This window comes from Mucilaginibacter robiniae (assembly GCF_012849215.1).
Classification (GTDB): domain Bacteria; phylum Bacteroidota; class Bacteroidia; order Sphingobacteriales; family Sphingobacteriaceae; genus Mucilaginibacter; species Mucilaginibacter robiniae.
Genome location: NZ_CP051682.1, coordinates 3,611,996 through 3,630,817, shown reverse-complemented (window position 1 = coordinate 3,630,817; position 18,822 = coordinate 3,611,996). Strand labels below are relative to the sequence as shown.

General features: G+C 38.7%; 12 protein-coding genes. 1 reads left to right on the top strand and 11 read right to left on the bottom strand.

Annotation, left to right across the window (positions count from 1 at the left end):
• Nucleotides 1–23: 23 nt before the first annotated feature.
• A complete protein-coding gene (locus tag HH214_RS16005) occupies nt 24–1,178 on the bottom strand; it encodes an iron-containing alcohol dehydrogenase (protein ID WP_169609295.1) in 1,155 nt (384 codons plus the stop codon).
• A 298-nt stretch (nt 1,179–1,476) separates the two neighbouring features.
• On the opposite strand from HH214_RS16005, the gene HH214_RS16000 reads away from it, so the two are divergent.
• Entirely contained in the window at nt 1,477–2,349 is an 873-nt protein-coding gene (locus HH214_RS16000; protein ID WP_169609293.1) for an AraC family transcriptional regulator, read from the top strand.
• 188 nt (nt 2,350–2,537) lie between these two features.
• Here HH214_RS16000 and HH214_RS15995 read toward each other — a convergent pair whose 3' ends face one another.
• The 10 genes from HH214_RS15995 to HH214_RS15950 all read right to left on the bottom strand — a co-directional run bounded on the left by HH214_RS15995 (nt 2,538) and on the right by HH214_RS15950 (nt 18,626).
• Nucleotides 2,538–2,951 carry an OsmC family protein gene (locus tag HH214_RS15995; protein WP_169609291.1) on the bottom strand — a complete coding sequence of 138 codons (414 nt, stop codon included), beginning with the start codon at nt 2,949–2,951 and terminating at the stop codon, nt 2,538–2,540.
• A gap of 158 nt (nt 2,952–3,109) precedes the next feature.
• Nucleotides 3,110–3,949: a helix-turn-helix domain-containing protein gene (locus HH214_RS15990; protein WP_169609289.1), complete on the bottom strand. Its 840-nt coding sequence runs from the start codon at nt 3,947–3,949 to the stop codon at nt 3,110–3,112.
• Between the two features lie 69 nt (nt 3,950–4,018).
• On the bottom strand, nt 4,019–5,251 hold the full coding sequence (gene fucP / locus HH214_RS15985; RefSeq protein WP_169609287.1) for an L-fucose:H+ symporter permease: 1,233 nt from the start codon (nt 5,249–5,251) through the stop codon (nt 4,019–4,021).
• Between the two features lie 590 nt (nt 5,252–5,841).
• Complete coding sequence (locus HH214_RS15980) at nt 5,842–6,738, bottom strand: DUF1735 domain-containing protein (protein ID WP_169609285.1); 897 nt, start codon at nt 6,736–6,738, stop codon at nt 5,842–5,844.
• A gap of 20 nt (nt 6,739–6,758) precedes the next feature.
• Nucleotides 6,759–8,321: a SusD/RagB family nutrient-binding outer membrane lipoprotein gene (locus tag HH214_RS15975; protein WP_169609283.1), complete on the bottom strand. Its 1,563-nt coding sequence runs from the start codon at nt 8,319–8,321 to the stop codon at nt 6,759–6,761.
• A gap of 14 nt (nt 8,322–8,335) precedes the next feature.
• Nucleotides 8,336–11,449: a SusC/RagA family TonB-linked outer membrane protein gene (locus tag HH214_RS15970; protein ID WP_169609281.1), complete on the bottom strand. Its 3,114-nt coding sequence runs from the start codon at nt 11,447–11,449 to the stop codon at nt 8,336–8,338.
• 517 nt (nt 11,450–11,966) lie between these two features.
• Nucleotides 11,967–14,282, bottom strand: a complete 2,316-nt coding sequence (locus HH214_RS15965) for a GH92 family glycosyl hydrolase (RefSeq protein WP_248282118.1) — start codon at nt 14,280–14,282, stop codon at nt 11,967–11,969.
• Nucleotides 14,283–16,571 carry a GH92 family glycosyl hydrolase gene (locus HH214_RS15960; RefSeq protein ID WP_169609279.1) on the bottom strand — a complete coding sequence of 763 codons (2,289 nt, stop codon included), beginning with the start codon at nt 16,569–16,571 and terminating at the stop codon, nt 14,283–14,285.
• A 23-nt stretch (nt 16,572–16,594) separates the two neighbouring features.
• A complete protein-coding gene (locus HH214_RS15955) occupies nt 16,595–17,263 on the bottom strand; it encodes a basic secretory protein-like protein (RefSeq protein ID WP_169609277.1) in 669 nt (222 codons plus the stop codon).
• A gap of 334 nt (nt 17,264–17,597) precedes the next feature.
• Nucleotides 17,598–18,626, bottom strand: a complete 1,029-nt coding sequence (locus HH214_RS15950) for a LacI family DNA-binding transcriptional regulator (RefSeq protein WP_169609275.1) — start codon at nt 18,624–18,626, stop codon at nt 17,598–17,600.
• Nucleotides 18,627–18,822: the final 196 nt, after the last annotated feature.

The window sequence follows — 18,822 nt, the reverse complement described above, 5'->3', positions numbered from 1 at the left end:
ATTCTTTTAATCTTTAATAATCATCAGTAAGCAGCCTGGTAAATAGCCAAAGCATCATCAAAAGTTACTGGCCGAGGATTGTTGTTAAGCAAACGGGTAATTTTCATAGCATCTGTAGCCATTTCTGGTATAGCTGATTCAGGAATCCCTACATCTCTTAACCTGGCTGGCACATTACAATCTGCAATTATAGATTTGATTTTTGCTATACCAGCAGCTGCCATTTCCTGATCATCACCTTGCCTTTCGCAACCTAATGCAACGGCCACATTTGCATAACGCTGTGTAGCAGCTGGTGCATTAAACTCCATTACGTAAGGTAGCAACAAAGCATTTGATAACCCATGCGCTAAATGAAACATACTGCCTAACGGGTAAGCCAAAGCATGTACTGCAGCTGTATTAACCGGGCCCAAACAAAAACCACCTAATAAACTCCCCATAGCTACCTGTTCTCTAGCTTCAACATCTGCACCATTCTGAACCGCCTGCTTTATGTTGGCTGCAATTAAGCGCATACCTTCAAAGGCATATATATCAATAAAAGGTTTTGCAAATTTGTTTGTGTAAGCTTCCAGGCAGTGTGTTAGGGCATCCAGGCCCGTAGCTGCCGTAATTGATGGCGGTACACCAACCGTAAGTAACGGATCTACATAAACCACATCCGGAACCAGATAAGGGCTGATTACAGCTTTTTTCTGGTTATCAGCATCATCCACCAAAATAGCATTAGGTGATACTTCGCTGCCAGTACCCGAAGTGGTTGGTACACAGATAAGCCGGGTATTTCTTTGCTTTAACATACCGTTACCTATCATTTCTGTAAGAGTTTGGCTGTTGTTAATTTGAGCAGCTGCCAGTTTAGCTACATCCAGCACACTGCCTCCACCAATACCTAAAACCATATCTGGCTGGTTTGTACCTAAACTTTGCATCAGTATGCTAAAATCTGCAAATGTAGGCTCTTGTACTATAGCGGTATTAATGATAACGGAAATGTGGTTTTGCTCTAGTTGATCTATCAACTCTTGCAGTTGTGAAAGCAAAGGTGTAATCGTTACTATAAATACTTGCCGGCAATGATAGCGAGTAATTTCGTCAGCCAGTTGCTGTAGGCATCCATTACCAAAAACAAGCTTTCCAGGAAAATTTATAGTTAAATTTTGTATAACAGCCATTGAAAATGCATCTGAAACGTTTTAGATAGAGCGCCCCTTATTGAGTATGGCAGCATCTTTACAATCAGCTACCCTAATAGTAAAGGTACCGTCTATTATATTATCGTTTATAAAAAATAAGATTTGTTGCAGGTTTAATAATTACAAACATATTAAAGGACGCTAGCCGTTTTTTGTATGATTTTCTCAACAAATAATAGCATCTTATCATGAATAATAATTTAGATTTGTAAATAGACAAAACCATTTAAACTTAATTTCCCTTCTTAATTTTTGAAGGAAAACTTTTTATGTTAACATGAAGCCGCTGTACCGTAAGCTACCTGGACAAACCGAGAACTCATTTAATATATGGCATGACGTTAAGCCTAACTTTGGAAATGTTTGGCACTATCATCCGGAGTTGGAACTTCATTACACGATTAAAGGGGAAGGTGTGCGTTTTATAGGAGACAATATCAGTAACTTTTCATCTGGTGAATTGGTACTGCTCGGACAAAATTTGCCACATGCATGGCGCTGCCGTGAAGAGTATTATCAGCAAAACAGTAATCTGAATATTGAGGCCATTGTAATTCAGTTTTTACCTACTTGTTTGGGCCGTGATATTTTAATGCTCCCGGAAGCGTACTTACTGCCTAAGCTATTTGAAAAAGCTAAAAGTGGCATGATTATCCGTGGCGAAACCAAAGAAAAAGTTACTCAACTCATGCACGCCGCTCTGGAAGCTACCAATCTGGACAGGATTATCATTATGCTTTCCATCTTGAAACATTTAGCGGATGCGCCCGACTACAAGCCTATTGTTAATGACTTGAATGCCTTTCAGCATCCAAGCGAAATGGACGATTTGCGATTAAGCAACATTTACACACACACCTTATCTAATTACAAAAGAGATATTTCATTAAAAGAAATATCGTTAATAAGTAACCTGAGTATTACATCGTTTTGCCGGTATTTCAAGCTGATGACGAACAAAACTTATTATGATTTTTTAATTGAAATCAGAATCAGTCATGCCTGTCGCCTTCTGGTTGAAAATAAGCTAACTACTGAAGTTATCTGTTTCAACTGTGGCTTTAATAACGTCTCTAACTTTTATCGTCACTTTAAAAAAATAAAAGGTGTCACCCCAGCCGAGTACAAACGCAAGTACCTGAATACTTAATAGTCAAATACGTTATTGTAATACATTACACCCGATTAAAAGCGCGGTACCAATTATAGATTGATATTATACCTAACAAAGAAAAACTGCTACTATCGTTCTGCATAAACATGAATGTTAACTTCTTTATAAAACAAATCAAGGTTGCTTTTGGCAACCTTGATTTGTTTTTACCCTATTTATTACACTTATGCCTGCAATGTTGCTTGCAAACTAATTTCAAGATTATAAGCCTTACTTACCGGACATTCGGCCTTAGCACCTGCTGCAATCTGTTGAAACTGCTCTTCGCTGATGCCAGGCACCTTAGCTTTCAATACCAAATCAGAATTGGTTATAACGCCATTATCTAAAGTGATCGTAGCTGTTGTTTCCAGCATGTCAGGCGTAAAACCGGCGGTAGTTAAATCCAGGCTCAACTTCATGGTAAAACATCCGGCATGAGCAGCAGCCATCAGTTCTTCCGGGTTGGTTCCTACCCCTTCAGCAAAACGACTATTGAATGAATACTGCGTTTTGTTCAGTGTAGTGCTTTGTGTAGTGATATTACCGTTACCTTCTTTAATGTTACCGTTCCATACGGCAGTTGCATTACGTTTCATATAATTTTAAAGAAAAAAGTTTGTTACTATTTGTTATTCACATCAGGCTGAGCTAACTGCTTTGCCCTTTGTTTTGTATTACAAAGATAGCTTGCCTAACAAAGCTGCACCATGCACAGATGACGACAGCTATAGGACTTTTTTCCCTTTTTATACTATTACGCTTGCTGATATTGTAGCCGAAAGGCTTGTGGCGAGGTATTCACCTGCTTGGTAAAAAGACGGGTAAAGTAGGAAGTATCATCATAGCTTAATTTATACGCTATTTCTTTAATACTTAAATGAGTATGTACCAACAACCTTTTTGCTTCCAGTACAATGCGGTTTTTGATAATATCGTTGGGTGTGGTGTTACTGTACCGACTAATACGCTTATTTAAAGCTTTAGGAGTGATATGCAGCAATTCGGCGTATTCAGCAACGGTATGATGTTGCGTAAAATTCCATTCCACCAATTGGCTGAACTTTCTGGAAAACTCTACCTCCTGCCCTGCTTCTTCACTTTCAACTTGATGTTCACGTTTCCAGATGCGGGTAGATTTGATAATGATTTTTTTAAGCAATATCCGGAGCATCTCTTCCATGCTGCTTTCTTCCTGCTCCAGCTCTGCTTTTACATCTTGTATAATTTGCTGCATAGCTGCTGAAATATCAGCATCCATGTACACTACAGGTATTTCATAAACATTGTGAAACAGGATCCCATCGCAGGCTACTTCTTTATCATGAATTTCTACACAATAAAAATCCCGGTTATAATAAAGCAGTGTACCGATGCAGGTATCGCTAAATTTAAAATACTGATCGGCATTAATGAAGAACAGCGCATCCTGCTGTAATTGATACTCATTGAAATCAATTACAGCATAACCACCGGCTTTAACAAACACTACTTTAATAAAACTATTAAAGGCATGCTCTGATAATTGCTCTGGCAAATCTCCAGCGAAATCAAAATAACCAAACTTTTTAAATGCGAACTGCCTGAAATGTGCCATGCTCTTAGGAGAACGAAATAAATATGGTTTATAAACGCCCTTGATAGAGAGCTTACAAACCAAACTAAGTTAATGGTTTACTTTGTAAAATTTGATTCCAAAAAGGAAGATGACAACGTAGCAAACAATCGGCATATAGTAAGCGGTAGCTACATCATGATCGGCAATTTGCCCCATCAGAAGAGGAAAAAAGGCACCGCCTACCACCCCCATCGATATAAATGACGAAGCTTGCTGAGTTTGACTGCCCATGCTTTTTATACCCAAACTATAAATAGTAGGAAACATGATACTGAAAAAGAAATTAATCATGAGCAAAGCAACAAAAGATATTACTCCCCAGCTTTGTGCCACCACCAAACACATTATAATGTTACCTAAAGCAAATGCAGCCAATAACTTATTAGGGGCAATAAACCGCATTAAAGCTGTGCCAGCAAAGCGGCCTATCAACATTAAGCCCATAAAAACAATACCTAAATACATACCTGCCGTCTTATCAGTCATCCCCATCTTTTCATGGCAATAATTGATAAAGAATGCCCAGGTTCCGGATTGAGCGGCTACGTTAAATAGTTGCGCTATAGCGGCCCAAACAAAATGCCGGTGCTGAAATAGCTTTTTAGAAGGAACAGGCACCTCCTCAACATCAAAGCCTTGTGTAATAGGCGCATGTGGTTCAATTAAAGCTGGAACTTTAACAAAGGCAAAAGACAGTGCAACTAAAGCTACAATAGTGCCCAGCACCATATATAAAATCTTAACAGATGATAAACCATCGCTTACATTTTCTGAGCCGCTACCAAACACGAAAAATGAACCAATAAGCGGCCCAATCATGGTACCTAATGCATTAAATGCCTGAGCAAAATTAACCCGCTGATCGCTGGTTTCCTGGTGCCCTAAAGAGGCCACAAACGGATGGGCTACCGTCTCCAGTGTAGAAAGGCCACAACCTACAATAAATAATGCCAACCGGAAAAAACCAAACGATTGTGCATTAGCTGCTGGCACAAACAAAAATGCGCCTAAAGCAAATAAGCACAACCCTAACAGCACACCATTTTTGTAGCCAAAGCGCTTCATGAACAAGCCCGCAGGTATGCCCATAATAAAGTAAGCTCCATATATAGAAAACTGCACCAAGCCAGATTGTGCCTTTGAAACATGTAGCACTTGTTGGAAATGCCGGTTCAGTACATCAGCCAATGAAATGGCAATGCCCCAGAACATGAATAAAGAAGTAACAAATACAAGGGTAACCAAAAACCTCTTTTCGGTAAAGGCTGCTTTTTGTGTCATGTAAATTGTAACTATTAAAATGAATAATGTTTGTATGAATGGTATATCAAAAACATGGGTATTTGATAGAGGCTAATAGTGCTGGCAATATAATTATTCAGCAATAATTAACTATATCGCTACTCAAATCTGTTATTCGTTAAAGTTTCTAATATTGGTTAAACACAGCCCTAAAATCGGCTTGGTTCAATAGCAATAAAGGTAATAAAGTTTTTGACAAACCATTTAAATGCAGCAATTCACTTATATGGGGTAAAAGGAATTGGCTACTTAGTTTATCTACAATAAATGTTTTCTAAAGCCAGAAGAGAATATTCTGCAGATGTGAGTATGGCAGAATTAAAGGAGAGTTGGTTTAATTACAGCGTTACTAACACGCTGTAAAAACAAAAGCATCCATAAAAAAGAGTGTGACCAAATAAAAAGAACGTTATTAACTACTTACTTAACTGATATCATTGGCCATCACTCTTTTATGGATACTTAGCAAAATGGCTACTACCTTGTGCTCTATGTAAAATATAAGCACTAACCAAACCAAACAGATTTTATCTGTACAGATAAAATCTGTTTGGTTATTCTATTTATATTTACGGGCCAGTATAAACCAGTGTATCAACAGCAATTCTGGTTGATGGAGCAGTCCCCCAATCAAAACCTAAATAGAAGGTTTTAGTTGCCGGATCATAATGGTTATTATAACCAGTTGTATTCTTTAATGTAGCATTACCTGTAGCTTTAACAGTAACGTTGTTAGTAGCAGGATCAACGGTTAGATATAACCCATCAATACCAGCTACACCACTACCATCTCTCCAATACTGTGAAAAAGAGTTTGAATTAGCTGTCAAAGTTTTCAAAGATGTACTCAAACCTGACTTAAAAGTACCTCCTAATGTTAAATCAGGGCCAGAAGCTGAGTTACGGGTAATTTTACCTTTTAAAGAATAAGTACCATCGTAGATATTCTTTACTCCAATTAATAAAACCAACGTTCCAAAATTGCCGCTTACAGTAACACCAGATGCATCAGTAATTTTCAATGGTAACGCATAAGTAGCTGAAGGATCAATTAAAGTAGTAGTAAACTTAATGTGATACTCTACTTTGCGCTGACCTGCTGGTATTACAATAGTATTAGCTAATGAATAATCATTAGCTGGTAACAACGGATAAGTTGTTCCATTGGTTCTGTTAAACTTACCTAATGTAGCAGTATCTACTGCCAGCTTAACAGCTAAATCAGTAGAATTGGCATCAGGCGCAGCATAATTTACATAAATGTAGTAATCAGACGGTGTGCTTTGAATAGAGAAGCTTGTACTCATAGAGTTTCCGCCGCCATTACCAGCCAAACTAGCTACAGGTAGTTCAACTACAGGTGTAACCTGCGTAAAGTCCGGTTGCGGATACCTGTCTTTGCACGAAAACAAAGACATCAGCAACGCGGCCGGCACAAAGCCTTTTAATATATTTTTTATTGTCATGACTTTTTATTGTTTACCAATTATTTAACATCCCAAAATACTCTTGAAGTAAATTGGCTAATAGCACCTTCGGCAGCAACGTTTTGTGGATTGTAATTATATTCACTTTGCGGATAAGGCATTCTCACCGGAATTTTGCGGGTGGTAGCTGTTGGATTATTAGAGATAGGAATATCTGCGGGTAAACCTAATCTTCTGTAATCGCACCAAGATTCAATGTCATTAAACCCGTTTAATGAAGCCCATTTTTGTTTGATAATCAGAATTATCTTTTTATCATAGCTAGTTCCTTCAGCACTTGTGCCAGTTCCGGCATTTGAAGCATCACTCCAATCAGCTACTGCTTGTGTGCTCAAGTAGGTAGTGGCATCTGCCGCTGTTAAATCCAACGCGATAAATGATTGTGTTACGGCTGATTTGTACAGTGCTTCTGCACTTCCACTAATTAAACCACGCTGCGCAGCTTCGGCTTGTAAAAACAAACTTTCAAAATCTGTAATTAATGGTTGTGGCTTACTTGCATCACTAGGCCAACTAACCAAACCTGGACCTATAGCGGATATGAACTGCGGTTTTTCTGCATCAGTAGCTGTTGGCCCAAATGGGTGCCCCACATACGTGGTGCCAGCACCTTCATTTATAGTGGTGTAAAATCTACCCAAACGTGGGTCACCATTGTTTTGATAAAAATTCAATGAGTACTCAGCAGCTAAATAGTACTGATGCCCGCCTTGTAATGTCTTGGTTGAAGCTGCAGTATAGCCAAATGATGCATAAAATGGATTCAATTTACCATCACTATTCAAATAACCAGGCTGCACATTTGCTGTTTCATTAGCATTAATATAGCCTAAACCATTAGCGTTGATTTTAGCAATTTCTGATTTAATATAATCTGTTCTGCCTGCAATTTCACTTTGGCGCAGTAATAAACGAAGCTTAATAGTATTAGCTAGCTTTCCCCATTTTGCTAAATCACCGGCATATACAATATCAAAGCTGACATCTCCGCTGGCCACTTTGCCCAAATTAGCTTTACACAATGCAGCTGCGGTATCCAATTGTTTAGCTAATTCTTCATAAACAGCCAAATCTTTATCATACTTAGGGCGAATAACAGCTGTTGATTGCAACGCCTGAGTATAAGGTATATCACCATAAAAATCTACCAAATATTGGAAATCAAAAGCTTTCATGGTTTTGGCAAAAGCTACAAAGTAAGGTTTGTTAAGTGCCTTTCCTTGTTGTTCCAGATATTGGTAATCTTCCAGATTATCATATAAATTGGCCCAAGTATTAGTTGCTCCTGCATAATTAGAAGTAATATTATAACTACGTTCCTCTAAAAAGCCCGAAACTCCTCCACTAAAGTTCCAATAGCCAATCCATGGTGCAGCAAAACGATAAAACTCGTATGAACCCGTTGTATTTCTGGCTGTAGTATTTAATGCGTTCGTTAAAATCAAACCCGGAGTCGCACTGGTAGCGTTATTAGGGTTAGTATTAATATCAAAATACCCTTTTTTGCAGGCCCCAAATCCAAGGCTTAGTGCAAGAAGCGATAATGTATATATTTTTTTCATGATTACTGTTTAAATTAGAATCCAATACTTGCTGTGAAACCGTATAGTCTGGTTGGAGGCGTTTGGTTCAAGTTATTAACACCCTGTGCATTGTCTGTGTTAGCATTAATTTCAGGGTCAGTGTAGATGTTAGATTTAGGTCGGAACATAAACAAATTTCTACCGATTAAAGCAATATTCGCTTTTTTAACAAACTTGAAAGGTTTCAAATATCGGGTAGGTACATCATATCCTAACGACAGCTCTCTGATCTTAATAAAATCTGCACTGGTTACATAGTTTGACATTACGTTATCACGAATACCATCAGCCCAAAAACCGCCCCCGCCTGTGTTGGTAGTTACATTAGTATTTTTCACGTATACACCAGGGGATGTTTGAATAACTGAATTGGGATAAATAAAACGCTCGCGGCCAGTTTCAGCAGAAGTATAGCTAATGCCAGAAAAGTCTAGGGTGCTGGCAAATCCATTGTACACCACAGCACCTGCTCTAAGTTCAGCAGTACCAGCCAGTGTAAAATTCTTGAAGCTAAAGCTGGTAGTCATACCCAAAATATGTTTTGGGTTAACTTGTCCAAAATCAACCAAGGTATTGTTAACTGTCGGCAAACCGGTTACAGCATTTACTACCACATGACCTTGTGGATCTTTCACATAATCATTACCCAATAATTGCGGATAACCACGACCTACTACAATGTAGTTGTTATTGCCAATGCTTAATTGATCTAAGCCCTGGTACACAGAAATAGCTTTGTTCTCGTTGTAAGAGTAGTTAACACCGATGTTCCAGCGGAAACCATTACGCAAAGAAATAACAGGTGATGCATTTAAGGCAAGTTCAATACCTCGGGTTCTGCCCGCACCTGTATTAATAACAGCACTGGTAAAACCGGTTGCATTTGATATATTAACACCTGAATATATCTCTTGATCAGATGTCAGCTCAGTATAAGCTGAGGCTTCTAAAGTAATACGATTATGCAAGAATCCTAAATCCAAACCTATTTCTTTTGCAACAGTTTTTTCAGGCTTCAAATTTGGGTCATAAACAGTATTGCCTACACTAAAGCCAGCCACACTGCCATAAGGGAAACCTGAACCTGTACTAAACGTAGATTGCAATTGATAAGGAATTAACTGTACAGTGTACACTTTCGATATACTCGCACGTATTTTACCAGATGATAAAATCGGGTTATCTTTTAAGGCTTTAATGGCATCCGTAAATACAAATGATGCATCAACAGATGGATAGAAGAATGAGCGATTACCTTTACCTAAACGTGAATCTTTATCCTTACGGCCAGTAGCATGTAAAAACAAGTAATCTTTATAACCTAAAGTTACATCACCAAAAACCCCCACTGTTCTATAACGACTGGTACTTTCACTGGCTGATGGAATACCAGATACGTTACTTACGTTAAATAAGTTAGGAATAACCAATGTACCAGCACCTACACCGATGTTTTGCTGTGCCTGATCGGTTAACTGTGCACCGGCAATAACTTTCAAATTAAAGTCAGTTGACAGTTGTTTGTGAAAGGTTGCCAGGAAGTCTCCATTATAACGACTGTTAAATTGATCATAATCACTGGTTGATGATTGAATATCGTTCACCGCAATAGATTTACCACTAGCTTTAGCGAAATCAGAATAAGTAAATGCACCACGAGTATATTTACCCACAATGGTACTGGTACTCAGACCACCGCGAACAAATAAGTCTAACCAATCAGTAGCTTTGAAATTTAATGACAAATTACCTAGTAAAGCATCTTTACGTTCTTTTTGGCGGTTATTTGCTAAATCAAAGTATGGACTTGAGTAGTAATCGTTGAAGTAGTTATTCGGATCGCCATATAATGAGGTTAAATCTTTATAGCTGGTTAAAGGAATTTCAGCTGGCGTATTAATTACTGTATTGTAAACCTGCGCATATGATTTATCGTAGTTTCTTTGTGTATAATCAAAAGAGTAGTTGGCTGTCAAATTTTTGTACATCCGGGTACCATTAATACGAGCAGATGTCCTGTTTGCCTTATCACCAGGAGTAGTACCTTTACTATTTAAGTGCTGTATATTAATAAATACTGAACCACTTTTATCACCACCTGAGTAAGTTAAATCATTTTGTTCATCCAGACCAGTATTGAAAAACTTCTTTTTTTCATTTGGCAAATTTGCGTAAGGCACCATCTGGATACTACCATCAGGCAAAGTACGACCTATAGAGCGCAGGCTGCCATCAAAACGATCACCATAGTTTTGGTTCTCATATGGGGTATATTGCGGGAATCCAAAGGCATCTTGGCCTGTACCACCACCAAACTGTGATTGTAACTTAGGAAAATACGACAGTTGGTTTAGCATAGTAGTGTTGGTATAGGTAAATGCCCCCCCACCGTCACTCTGTCCTCTTTTAGTAGTTACGAGAATTACACCGTTAGATGCTTCTGAACCATATAAAGCAGCCGCGTTTGCACCTTTCAGCGTATTGATACTTTCTACATCATTCGGGTTTAAAGAATTCAAATAGCTTAAGGCTACCGTTACTCCATCTACAACCAATAATGCTTGGTTATTACCTACGAATGATCGGTTACCACGTAATACTACACGTATTTGGTCACCGGCATCAATCTGGTTGTTAGCCTGGGTAATTTGCAAACCAGCTATTTTACCGCTTAAACCTGTAGCCAGGTTGGTTGGCTTACTTAAAGTTAAATCTTTAGCTGAAATAGTTTGAGTTGCATAGCCCAGCTCCTTGGCTTTACGTTTAATACCTAATGCTGTAGTTACCGTAACTTCCTGTAATTGTCGGCTATCAGGAACCAAAGACACATTTAAGTTCACATTTGCTGCAGCAGTTGTATCTTTCCTTATATATCCTATAAAACTGAAAGATAATAGGCTGCTTTTAGCGGGCACATTGATAGTATAGGTACCGGTTCCATTTGTAATTACACCGGTAGTTGTGCCTCTAACTACTACCGAAACACCAGGCAAAGGTGAGCCGTCATCTTTGGCAACTACCCTACCAGTAACCTGAATTGTTTGAGCACTTGCACTTGCCGTTATAAGCCCCAAACCCCATAAACACTTTTGTAAAATTTTATTCATTATTGTTGAGTTTAGTTATTCATCACATGTTGTGTTTTAATTACTTTATATACCCATTATCCTCCTTCTTTTATGCAAAAGATAAATCGTTTTATCAATTTTTGCAGTCAATACTTCAAAAACTAAGTGTAAAATATTCTGATAGTTGATTTTGCCACACTATTATGGCTAAACGTAAATAGAATTACTAAAACGTTTTATCAAAAATAATTAAATAAAACGTTTTACCAAATTTCATTAAACTTTATTGAAAAAACTTAGCATTCTACAGGTCATCGTTAGAAATTTATGGCTTATAAAGCTATGTTTATAACCTAACTTTAATTTAAAAAAGAATTTCCTAAAAAGCTTTATTTGCTAAATACAGTAGTTATAAGTCAATTCGGCTTATTAACTACCCGCCCTACGTTCATTTTTGCTAACTGTTAACATTTATATTTAAATAAAAAATGCTGCAGCAATTCTGTAATAGGTACAAAATTGTTGCAGCATAGCAATAAATGATCAGCTTATAATTTTAATTATGCTTACCGCTCATATAAAAAGTTAGCTTACCACCTTGCATAATTTCACTGTGTGTAATGTACAACCGATTAAGTGGCTGCCCATTAAGCAACACTTTTTGCACATACACGTTTTTAGGTCCTTGATTTTTGGTTGTTATAGTTAACGTTTTACCGGCAGGTAACTGAATGGTAGCACCGTTTACTGCCGGACTGCCCAAGGCGTATTGTTCACTACCAGGTGCTACCGGGTAAAAACCTAATGAGCTGAAAATATACCAGGCACTCATCTGTCCGGTGTCATCATTTCCACCTAAACCATCAGGGGTTGGCTTGTACATTTTAGGTAAAATCATGCGAACGCGCTCCTGTGTTTTCCAGGGCTGATTGGTCCAGTTGTATAAATAAGCCACATGGTGCGAAGGTTCGTTACCATGCACATAGTTACCGATGATACCATCACGTGTAATATCTTCAGTTTCGGCGAAGAACTTATCAGGCAGGTGCATCGTAAATAAAGAATCCAGATAGCGAATAACACGTTGATTGCCGCCCATTAACTTTATTAATGATGCCGGATCTTGCGGAACAAATAAAGTATAATTCCATGAATTGCCTTCAATAAAGCCTTGGTTTATGGTAGTAAGCGGGTCAAAGCTTTTTCGGAAGGTACCGTCTGACAGCTTAGGCCGCATGAAACCAACATTAGGGTCATACACGTTCTTGTAGTTTTCTGAACGTTTGATGAATTCATTATAAATATCTGTACGCCCAAGTTTCTGAGCCATTTGCGCTATAGCCCAATCATCAAATGCGTATTCTAAAGTATTAGATACTGAAACACCACTTTTTTCATCAGGCACATAACCTTTATCCATATACAGACCAATACCTTCATAATCACGATGACGGGCGGTATTTACACAAGCTTCTAAGGCTTCGTTTACATCAAAATTAGCATTACCTTTTACTACGGCATCAGCAATTACAGCCACACTGTGGTAACCTGACATACACCAGTTCTCGTTTCCAGAATTCGACCACACTGGTAGCATATGCTCAGGGCTTTGCTCATAGTGCAGCAGCATGGATTTAATCATGTCCGTATTTCGCAACGGATCAACTATATTAAACAGTGGATGTAGCGCCCGATATGTATCCCACAATGAAAAAGTAGTATAGTTAGTAAAATGATCAGCTTGATGAACATTCTGATCTAACCCTTTGTACTGCCCATCAACATCCATATAGGTGGTAGGATTAATCAGGGCATGGTACATTGCGGTATAAAAGTTCTCTTTCTGTTCGCGGCTACCTGATTGAATAACTACTTTGTGCAGTTCACTCTCCCACTGTTGCTGACCGGCAGCTTTAACTTGATTAAAATTCCAGCCTGGTACTTCGGCCTGCATGTTGCGTAAGGCGCCATCCATACTCACCGGTGATAAAGCCATTTTCACTTTAATCTGCTCACCTTCGGTAGTGTTAAAATCAAACCAAGCTTTTATTTGTGGGCCTGCTATTTCAGGGAAGTTTTTGCTCTGGTTAAACTTACCCCAAAAGCCGCGATAGACTTCGCGTTTAGATTCATTACGGAAACCATGCATCATAAATGGTTTAGAAAACTTCAAAGCAAAGTACAATACACGGTTTTTAGCCCAGCCGTTGGTTTGCCGATAGCCGGTTACCAAAGTATCATTAATAACATGCAGATACGTCCACACATTTTTATCTGGATAGTTGTAGATACCCGACGTCATATCCAGAATGATATGTGCCTGGTCGGACTTGGGGAAGGTGTACTGGTGAAAGCCTACGCGGGTACTGGTAGTTAATTCTGCCTCAATATTGTAATCATCCAGCTTTACTTTATAATAGTTAGCTTCACTAACTTCGCGTTGGTGTGAAAAAGCAGAACGATAACCGCTGTGCGGCTGGTCAGCCTTACCAGGATTTAGCTTTAGGGTACCAACTGTCGGCATGATTAAAAAGTCGCCCAAATCAGAATGCCCCGTACCACTGAAGTGTGTGTGGCTAAAACCCACAATAGTATGATCGTCATACTGATAACCGGCACAGTATTTATATACATCCGGATTATACTTGCCGTTAAGCTCATACCCTACGGTATCGGTTTCTGGGCTAAGCTGCACCATACCAAAAGGCACGGTTGCTCCCGGGTAGGTATGCCCCATGCGCTGGGTACCTATGATGGGTTTTACATACGGAACTAATTTTTCGGTTGTACGGGTTTGCTGCCCCAAAGCAGTTAACCCTGATAATATAAAAAGTGCTGTAAATACTTGCTTCATGGCGTTAGCTCCATTCATTTATTTAGTTGCTGGTGATAAAGAGAATGGAAAATCTTTATCCTGAACACCGCGGTTTTTGTTAGGCTGAGCAGACATGTCGGCTTCAATAGTTGCACCTTGCATTAGTGCTTGATGGCTTAGCCAATTGAAATCATAAGGTTTGCCATTGTACTTTAAAACTGATATATAGCGGTTAATTTCGCTGTTTTGTGGCGCGGAAATAATTACCTTTTTGCCATTTTCAAGATTTAAAGTTACTTTTTTGAACAAAGGTGCGCCTAAAACATATTGATCACTAGCCGGGCAAACAGGATAGAAACCCATTGCCGAAAACAAGTACCAAGCTGATGTTTGCCCATTATCTTCATCACCGCAGTAGCCATCCGGTGTAGCTTTATATAAGCGGTTCATTGCTTCACGTGCCCAATATTGTGTTTTCCAGGGTTCGCCTGCATAATTGTACAGGTAAATCATGTGCTGTATAGGCTGGTTACCGTGTGCATATTGCCCCATACCGGCTATCTGCATTTCACGTATTTCATGAATTACACCGCCATAGTAGCTATCATCAAAAATAGGTGGCAAACTAAATACAGAATCTAATTTACTGGTAAATTGCTTTTTACCTCCCATCAGGTTAACCAAGCCCTGAATATCGTGGAACACACTCCAGCTGTAATGCCAGCTGTTTCCTTCAGTAAAGGCATCACCCCATTTAAACGGATTGAAAGGCGTTTCAAAAGAGCCATTTTTATTTTTACCGCGCATTAAGCCCGTTTGCGGATCAAATAAGTTACGATAGTTTTGACTACGTTTCCGGTATAACTCAACCTCTGCTTTCGGCTTGCCTAAGGCTTTGCCTAATTGATATATAGCAAAATCATCATAAGCATACTCCAGCGTACGGGCAGCATTTTCGTCAATTTTTACATCATAAGGTACATAACCTAACTCATTGTAGTACTTTACCCCATAACGACCTACAGCTGAAATAGGACCTTCATTGTTAGCATCATGCACTAAAGCTTCATACAACTTGTTAATGTCATAACCCCGTAGCCCTTTCAGGTAGGCTTCGGCTACGATAGAAGCTGAATTGTTGCCGACCATGATGTCAGCATAACCCGGGCTTGACCATTCGGGCAACCAGCCACCTTCTTTGTAGTCATTAATCAATCCTTCCTGCATTTCTTTGTTGATGGAAGGATACATTAAGTTCAGGAATGGATATAATGCCCGGAAGGTATCCCAAAAGCCCGTACCAGCAAACATATAGCCGGGCATAACTTTACCGTTGTAGGGGCTATAATGCACTATTTTGTTTTGAGCATCTAGTTCATATAACTTGTTCGGGAAGAACAAAGCACGGTACAAGCAAGAATAGAAAGTTCGGGTTTGGTCAAGGCTTCCTCCCTCAACTACCAAGCGACCTAAAGTTTTATTCCATACTGTTTTAGCTTTTTGGCAGGTTGCATCAAAATTATCGGCACCTAATTCTCGTTTTAAGTTAAGTTCAGCTTGTTCAAAACTAATTAATGAAGAAGCTACCTTTAAGTGTACCTGTTCACCTTTTTGTGTTTTAAAACCAATGATTGCGCCGCTATGATCGTTGGTTAACTCCAGTGAATCTTGGGCCAGCGTTTTGCCATGCCATGCTTTAGCTAAAGTAAACGGCTTATCCAGATAGATGACAAAGTAATTTTTGAAGTTGCTCATTTTACCCCGGCTGTAGCGGGTGCTGTAACCTATAATTTTCCGCTCAGCAGGCAATATCTTGATGTATGAGCCTTTGTTAAAAGCATCAACCACCACGAAGGAGCTATCTGACTTTGGGAAAGTAAACCGGAACTGTGCAGCCCTTTCAGTAGGTGTAATTTCGGTGGTTACATCAGCATCGGCCAGGTAAACTTTATAGTAATAAGGTTTACTGGTTTCAGCCTTGTGTGAAAACCAGCTGGCACGTGCATCCTGGTCAAAGCGCAAATGACCAGTAACCGGCATAATGGCAAACTGACCGTAATCATTCATCCAAGGGCTGGGCTGATGGGTTTGCTTAAAGCCTCTAATTTTGTCGGCATCATAAGTGTATTGCCAACCATTGCCCATGGTACCGGTTTGCGGCGTCCAGGTGTTCATTCCCCAAGGCAATGCAATAGCCGGATAAGTATTACCGTTTGATAGGTCTGGACGAGATTGTGACCCCATTAAGGGGTTTACATAATCAACCAGATTTGCCGTTGCTTTGGGTTGCTGTGCATAGGCCCCCGTACACAGGGTTGTTAATAATAGAAGAGTACGTAGTTTCATGAATAGCGTAATTAGCTGTATGGTTACAGAGCAGGATTAGCTGTGTAATCTGCCCAAAGTTCGTTTAAAGTTTTCCCGGTTACCTCTTTCCAGGTATTATCGGTAAAGGTATGATTACGCATTTGTTTATCGAATGCTTTTACAGCACCTGGTTTTATTTTAGCTTCTATCCATGCTAAAAAACGGGCGGTAATACGATAGCTATTTTCATAGCTTTGACCGGCTTTGTAGGCTGGCAAAGCCCATTTAGCACCTTCATTATTTACACCAAATTTGTAACGTGCATAATCGGCAATACCTTCAGTAAGCCAGCCTGGCCCGGTAGTTTCACCGTAATCTTGTACAATGTGCATAACTTCATGCGTTACTACATCAATATCTTGCGGATGAGTGCTCATATACTTCGCACTAAAAGCAACTCTACCGTTATCCGTTGCAGCTACTCCGCGGTAAGCGGTGTCAATTACGAAGGTTACCTTTTTAGAAGTTTTTGAATTGTACTCTTTTTCCAGTTCTGGATATACTTTCCAAAAGGTACTAATTAACTTCGCTTTCAGTTCGGGACTAAAGGTAGCATCTTGGTTAATAACAGTTAAGGTGTACCCCTTTTTTTTAAACACTTCTGTAGTTTGTGCATTACCTGAACGGTAAACTAACGACAATACTAAGCTTAGAAAAATTACTTTTTTCATGAAATTATATTGGGATTATATAGTTTATACAAAAATTTACTAATTGTGAGTACATAAAGCTGGCATATTTCGCTCGATTGCTCTTTGCGATATTAAAAATTGTTTCAAAAATTTATGCGATCAGTTTATGAACTTATGCGACGACTGTAAAAATAGTTTAGTAAAACGTTTTATCAAAATTTATTATAAAACAACAAACACGTAATAGCTTTATGTGTATAAACCTGACTCTGAGAAAGTATGATTTACTTTAAATGGTTATCCGTTTATTCCACACCTTTACAATTCACATTTATACATCATTGCTGATTGATAAATGTGATCAGCCTTTAAATCAAGTATTTTTAGGTGTGGTAGAACTACGTTCTATCAGTTTTGCAGGAATATGGAGCTTGGTATCTGACATATCTAAATTTTTGTCACTAAGCTGGGCCATTAAGATATCAATAGCTGACTTGGCTATTTCATGAACGGGCTGCTGAACGGCTGTTATGCCCGGTGGGTACAAACTAAACACCTCTGTATCATCAAAACTTACAACGGCTATGTCTTGTGGTATGCTCAAGTCAAGTTCTTTAATACACTCCAAACCCATGGTACCTAAATAATTGGCAGAGAAAAAAACAGCATCCATCTGTTTATACTGTTTCAAAAACCCTTTCATGGCCATTACTGATGTGGCCTTAGGCTGATCAAACGGTAGTTTAAAAATAAGTTTGTTATCTACTTTAATACCATGATCGATTAAAGCTTCTTTATAACCATTCATGCGATCATGCAACTGTACCAGATCCAGATCGGCCGTTACAAAACCTATTTTACGGTAACCTGCTTTAATTAGATAGTCAATAGCATTATAGACGCTGGTAGCGTTATCAACCAACACATGTGGAATATCTAATTTGGGGAAATAGCCATCAATTAAAACTACAGGCTTACCATTAGCTATAATGTTTTGGATATCCTTTTCTAACCCTTTCAAAGGTGTTATAATATAACCATCTACCGCCTGATGCGAAAGCATCTTTATGATATTTCTTCCCTTTTGAAGGCTATTGTTGGTACTGCAATAAATAATACTGTAACCTAACTTTTCAGCTTCTTCTTCAATTACCTTAGCTACTTCGCCAAAAAACGGACCACCAATATTTTCAACCAACAAACCTATAACTTTAGATACTCCGGTACGCAGGCCAACAGCCATACGGTTAGGCTCATACCCATTTTCATGGGCAGTATCTAATATCAGTTTAGCAACATCTTTACTGGTACGTCCTTTTCCATTTAATACAAATGATACCGTTGTAATGGAAGTATTGGTGAGTTTTGCAATATCTTTTATGGATATTTTCTTTTTTGTCATTTCAGGTCGGTTGAAAAACCTTTACAGGTATATAGAAGCTTTTATAACTCTTGTATCAAGTTATTTATTGTAGGTAAATTTATAATATTTAAAGCTTGGATAGTAAATAATCATATAGAATAATGTGTTAAGACCATTAAATTAATGTTGCGTTATTCAATTAAAGCATATATACTTACACTTGACTATAACTGAT

What these genes read in the sequence shown, in the direction of transcription:
- HH214_RS15950 (WP_169609275.1), bottom strand. Translation starts at nt 18,626, where the DNA reads ATGACAAAAAAGAAAATATCCATAAAAGATATTGCAAAACTCACCAAT.
- HH214_RS16005 (WP_169609295.1), bottom strand. Translation starts at nt 1,178, where the DNA reads ATGGCTGTTATACAAAATTTAACTATAAATTTTCCTGGAAAGCTTGTT.
- fucP (WP_169609287.1), bottom strand. Translation starts at nt 5,251, where the DNA reads ATGACACAAAAAGCAGCCTTTACCGAAAAGAGGTTTTTGGTTACCCTT.
- HH214_RS15970 (WP_169609281.1), bottom strand. Translation starts at nt 11,449, where the DNA reads ATGAATAAAATTTTACAAAAGTGTTTATGGGGTTTGGGGCTTATAACG.
- HH214_RS15980 (WP_169609285.1), bottom strand. Translation starts at nt 6,738, where the DNA reads ATGACAATAAAAAATATATTAAAAGGCTTTGTGCCGGCCGCGTTGCTG.
- HH214_RS16000 (WP_169609293.1), top strand. Translation starts at nt 1,477, where the DNA reads ATGAAGCCGCTGTACCGTAAGCTACCTGGACAAACCGAGAACTCATTT.
- HH214_RS15955 (WP_169609277.1), bottom strand. Translation starts at nt 17,263, where the DNA reads ATGAAAAAAGTAATTTTTCTAAGCTTAGTATTGTCGTTAGTTTACCGT.
- HH214_RS15965 (WP_248282118.1), bottom strand. Translation starts at nt 14,282, where the DNA reads ATGAATGGAGCTAACGCCATGAAGCAAGTATTTACAGCACTTTTTATA.
- HH214_RS15975 (WP_169609283.1), bottom strand. Translation starts at nt 8,321, where the DNA reads ATGAAAAAAATATATACATTATCGCTTCTTGCACTAAGCCTTGGATTT.
- HH214_RS15960 (WP_169609279.1), bottom strand. Translation starts at nt 16,571, where the DNA reads ATGAAACTACGTACTCTTCTATTATTAACAACCCTGTGTACGGGGGCC.
- HH214_RS15990 (WP_169609289.1), bottom strand. Translation starts at nt 3,949, where the DNA reads ATGGCACATTTCAGGCAGTTCGCATTTAAAAAGTTTGGTTATTTTGAT.
- HH214_RS15995 (WP_169609291.1), bottom strand. Translation starts at nt 2,951, where the DNA reads ATGAAACGTAATGCAACTGCCGTATGGAACGGTAACATTAAAGAAGGT.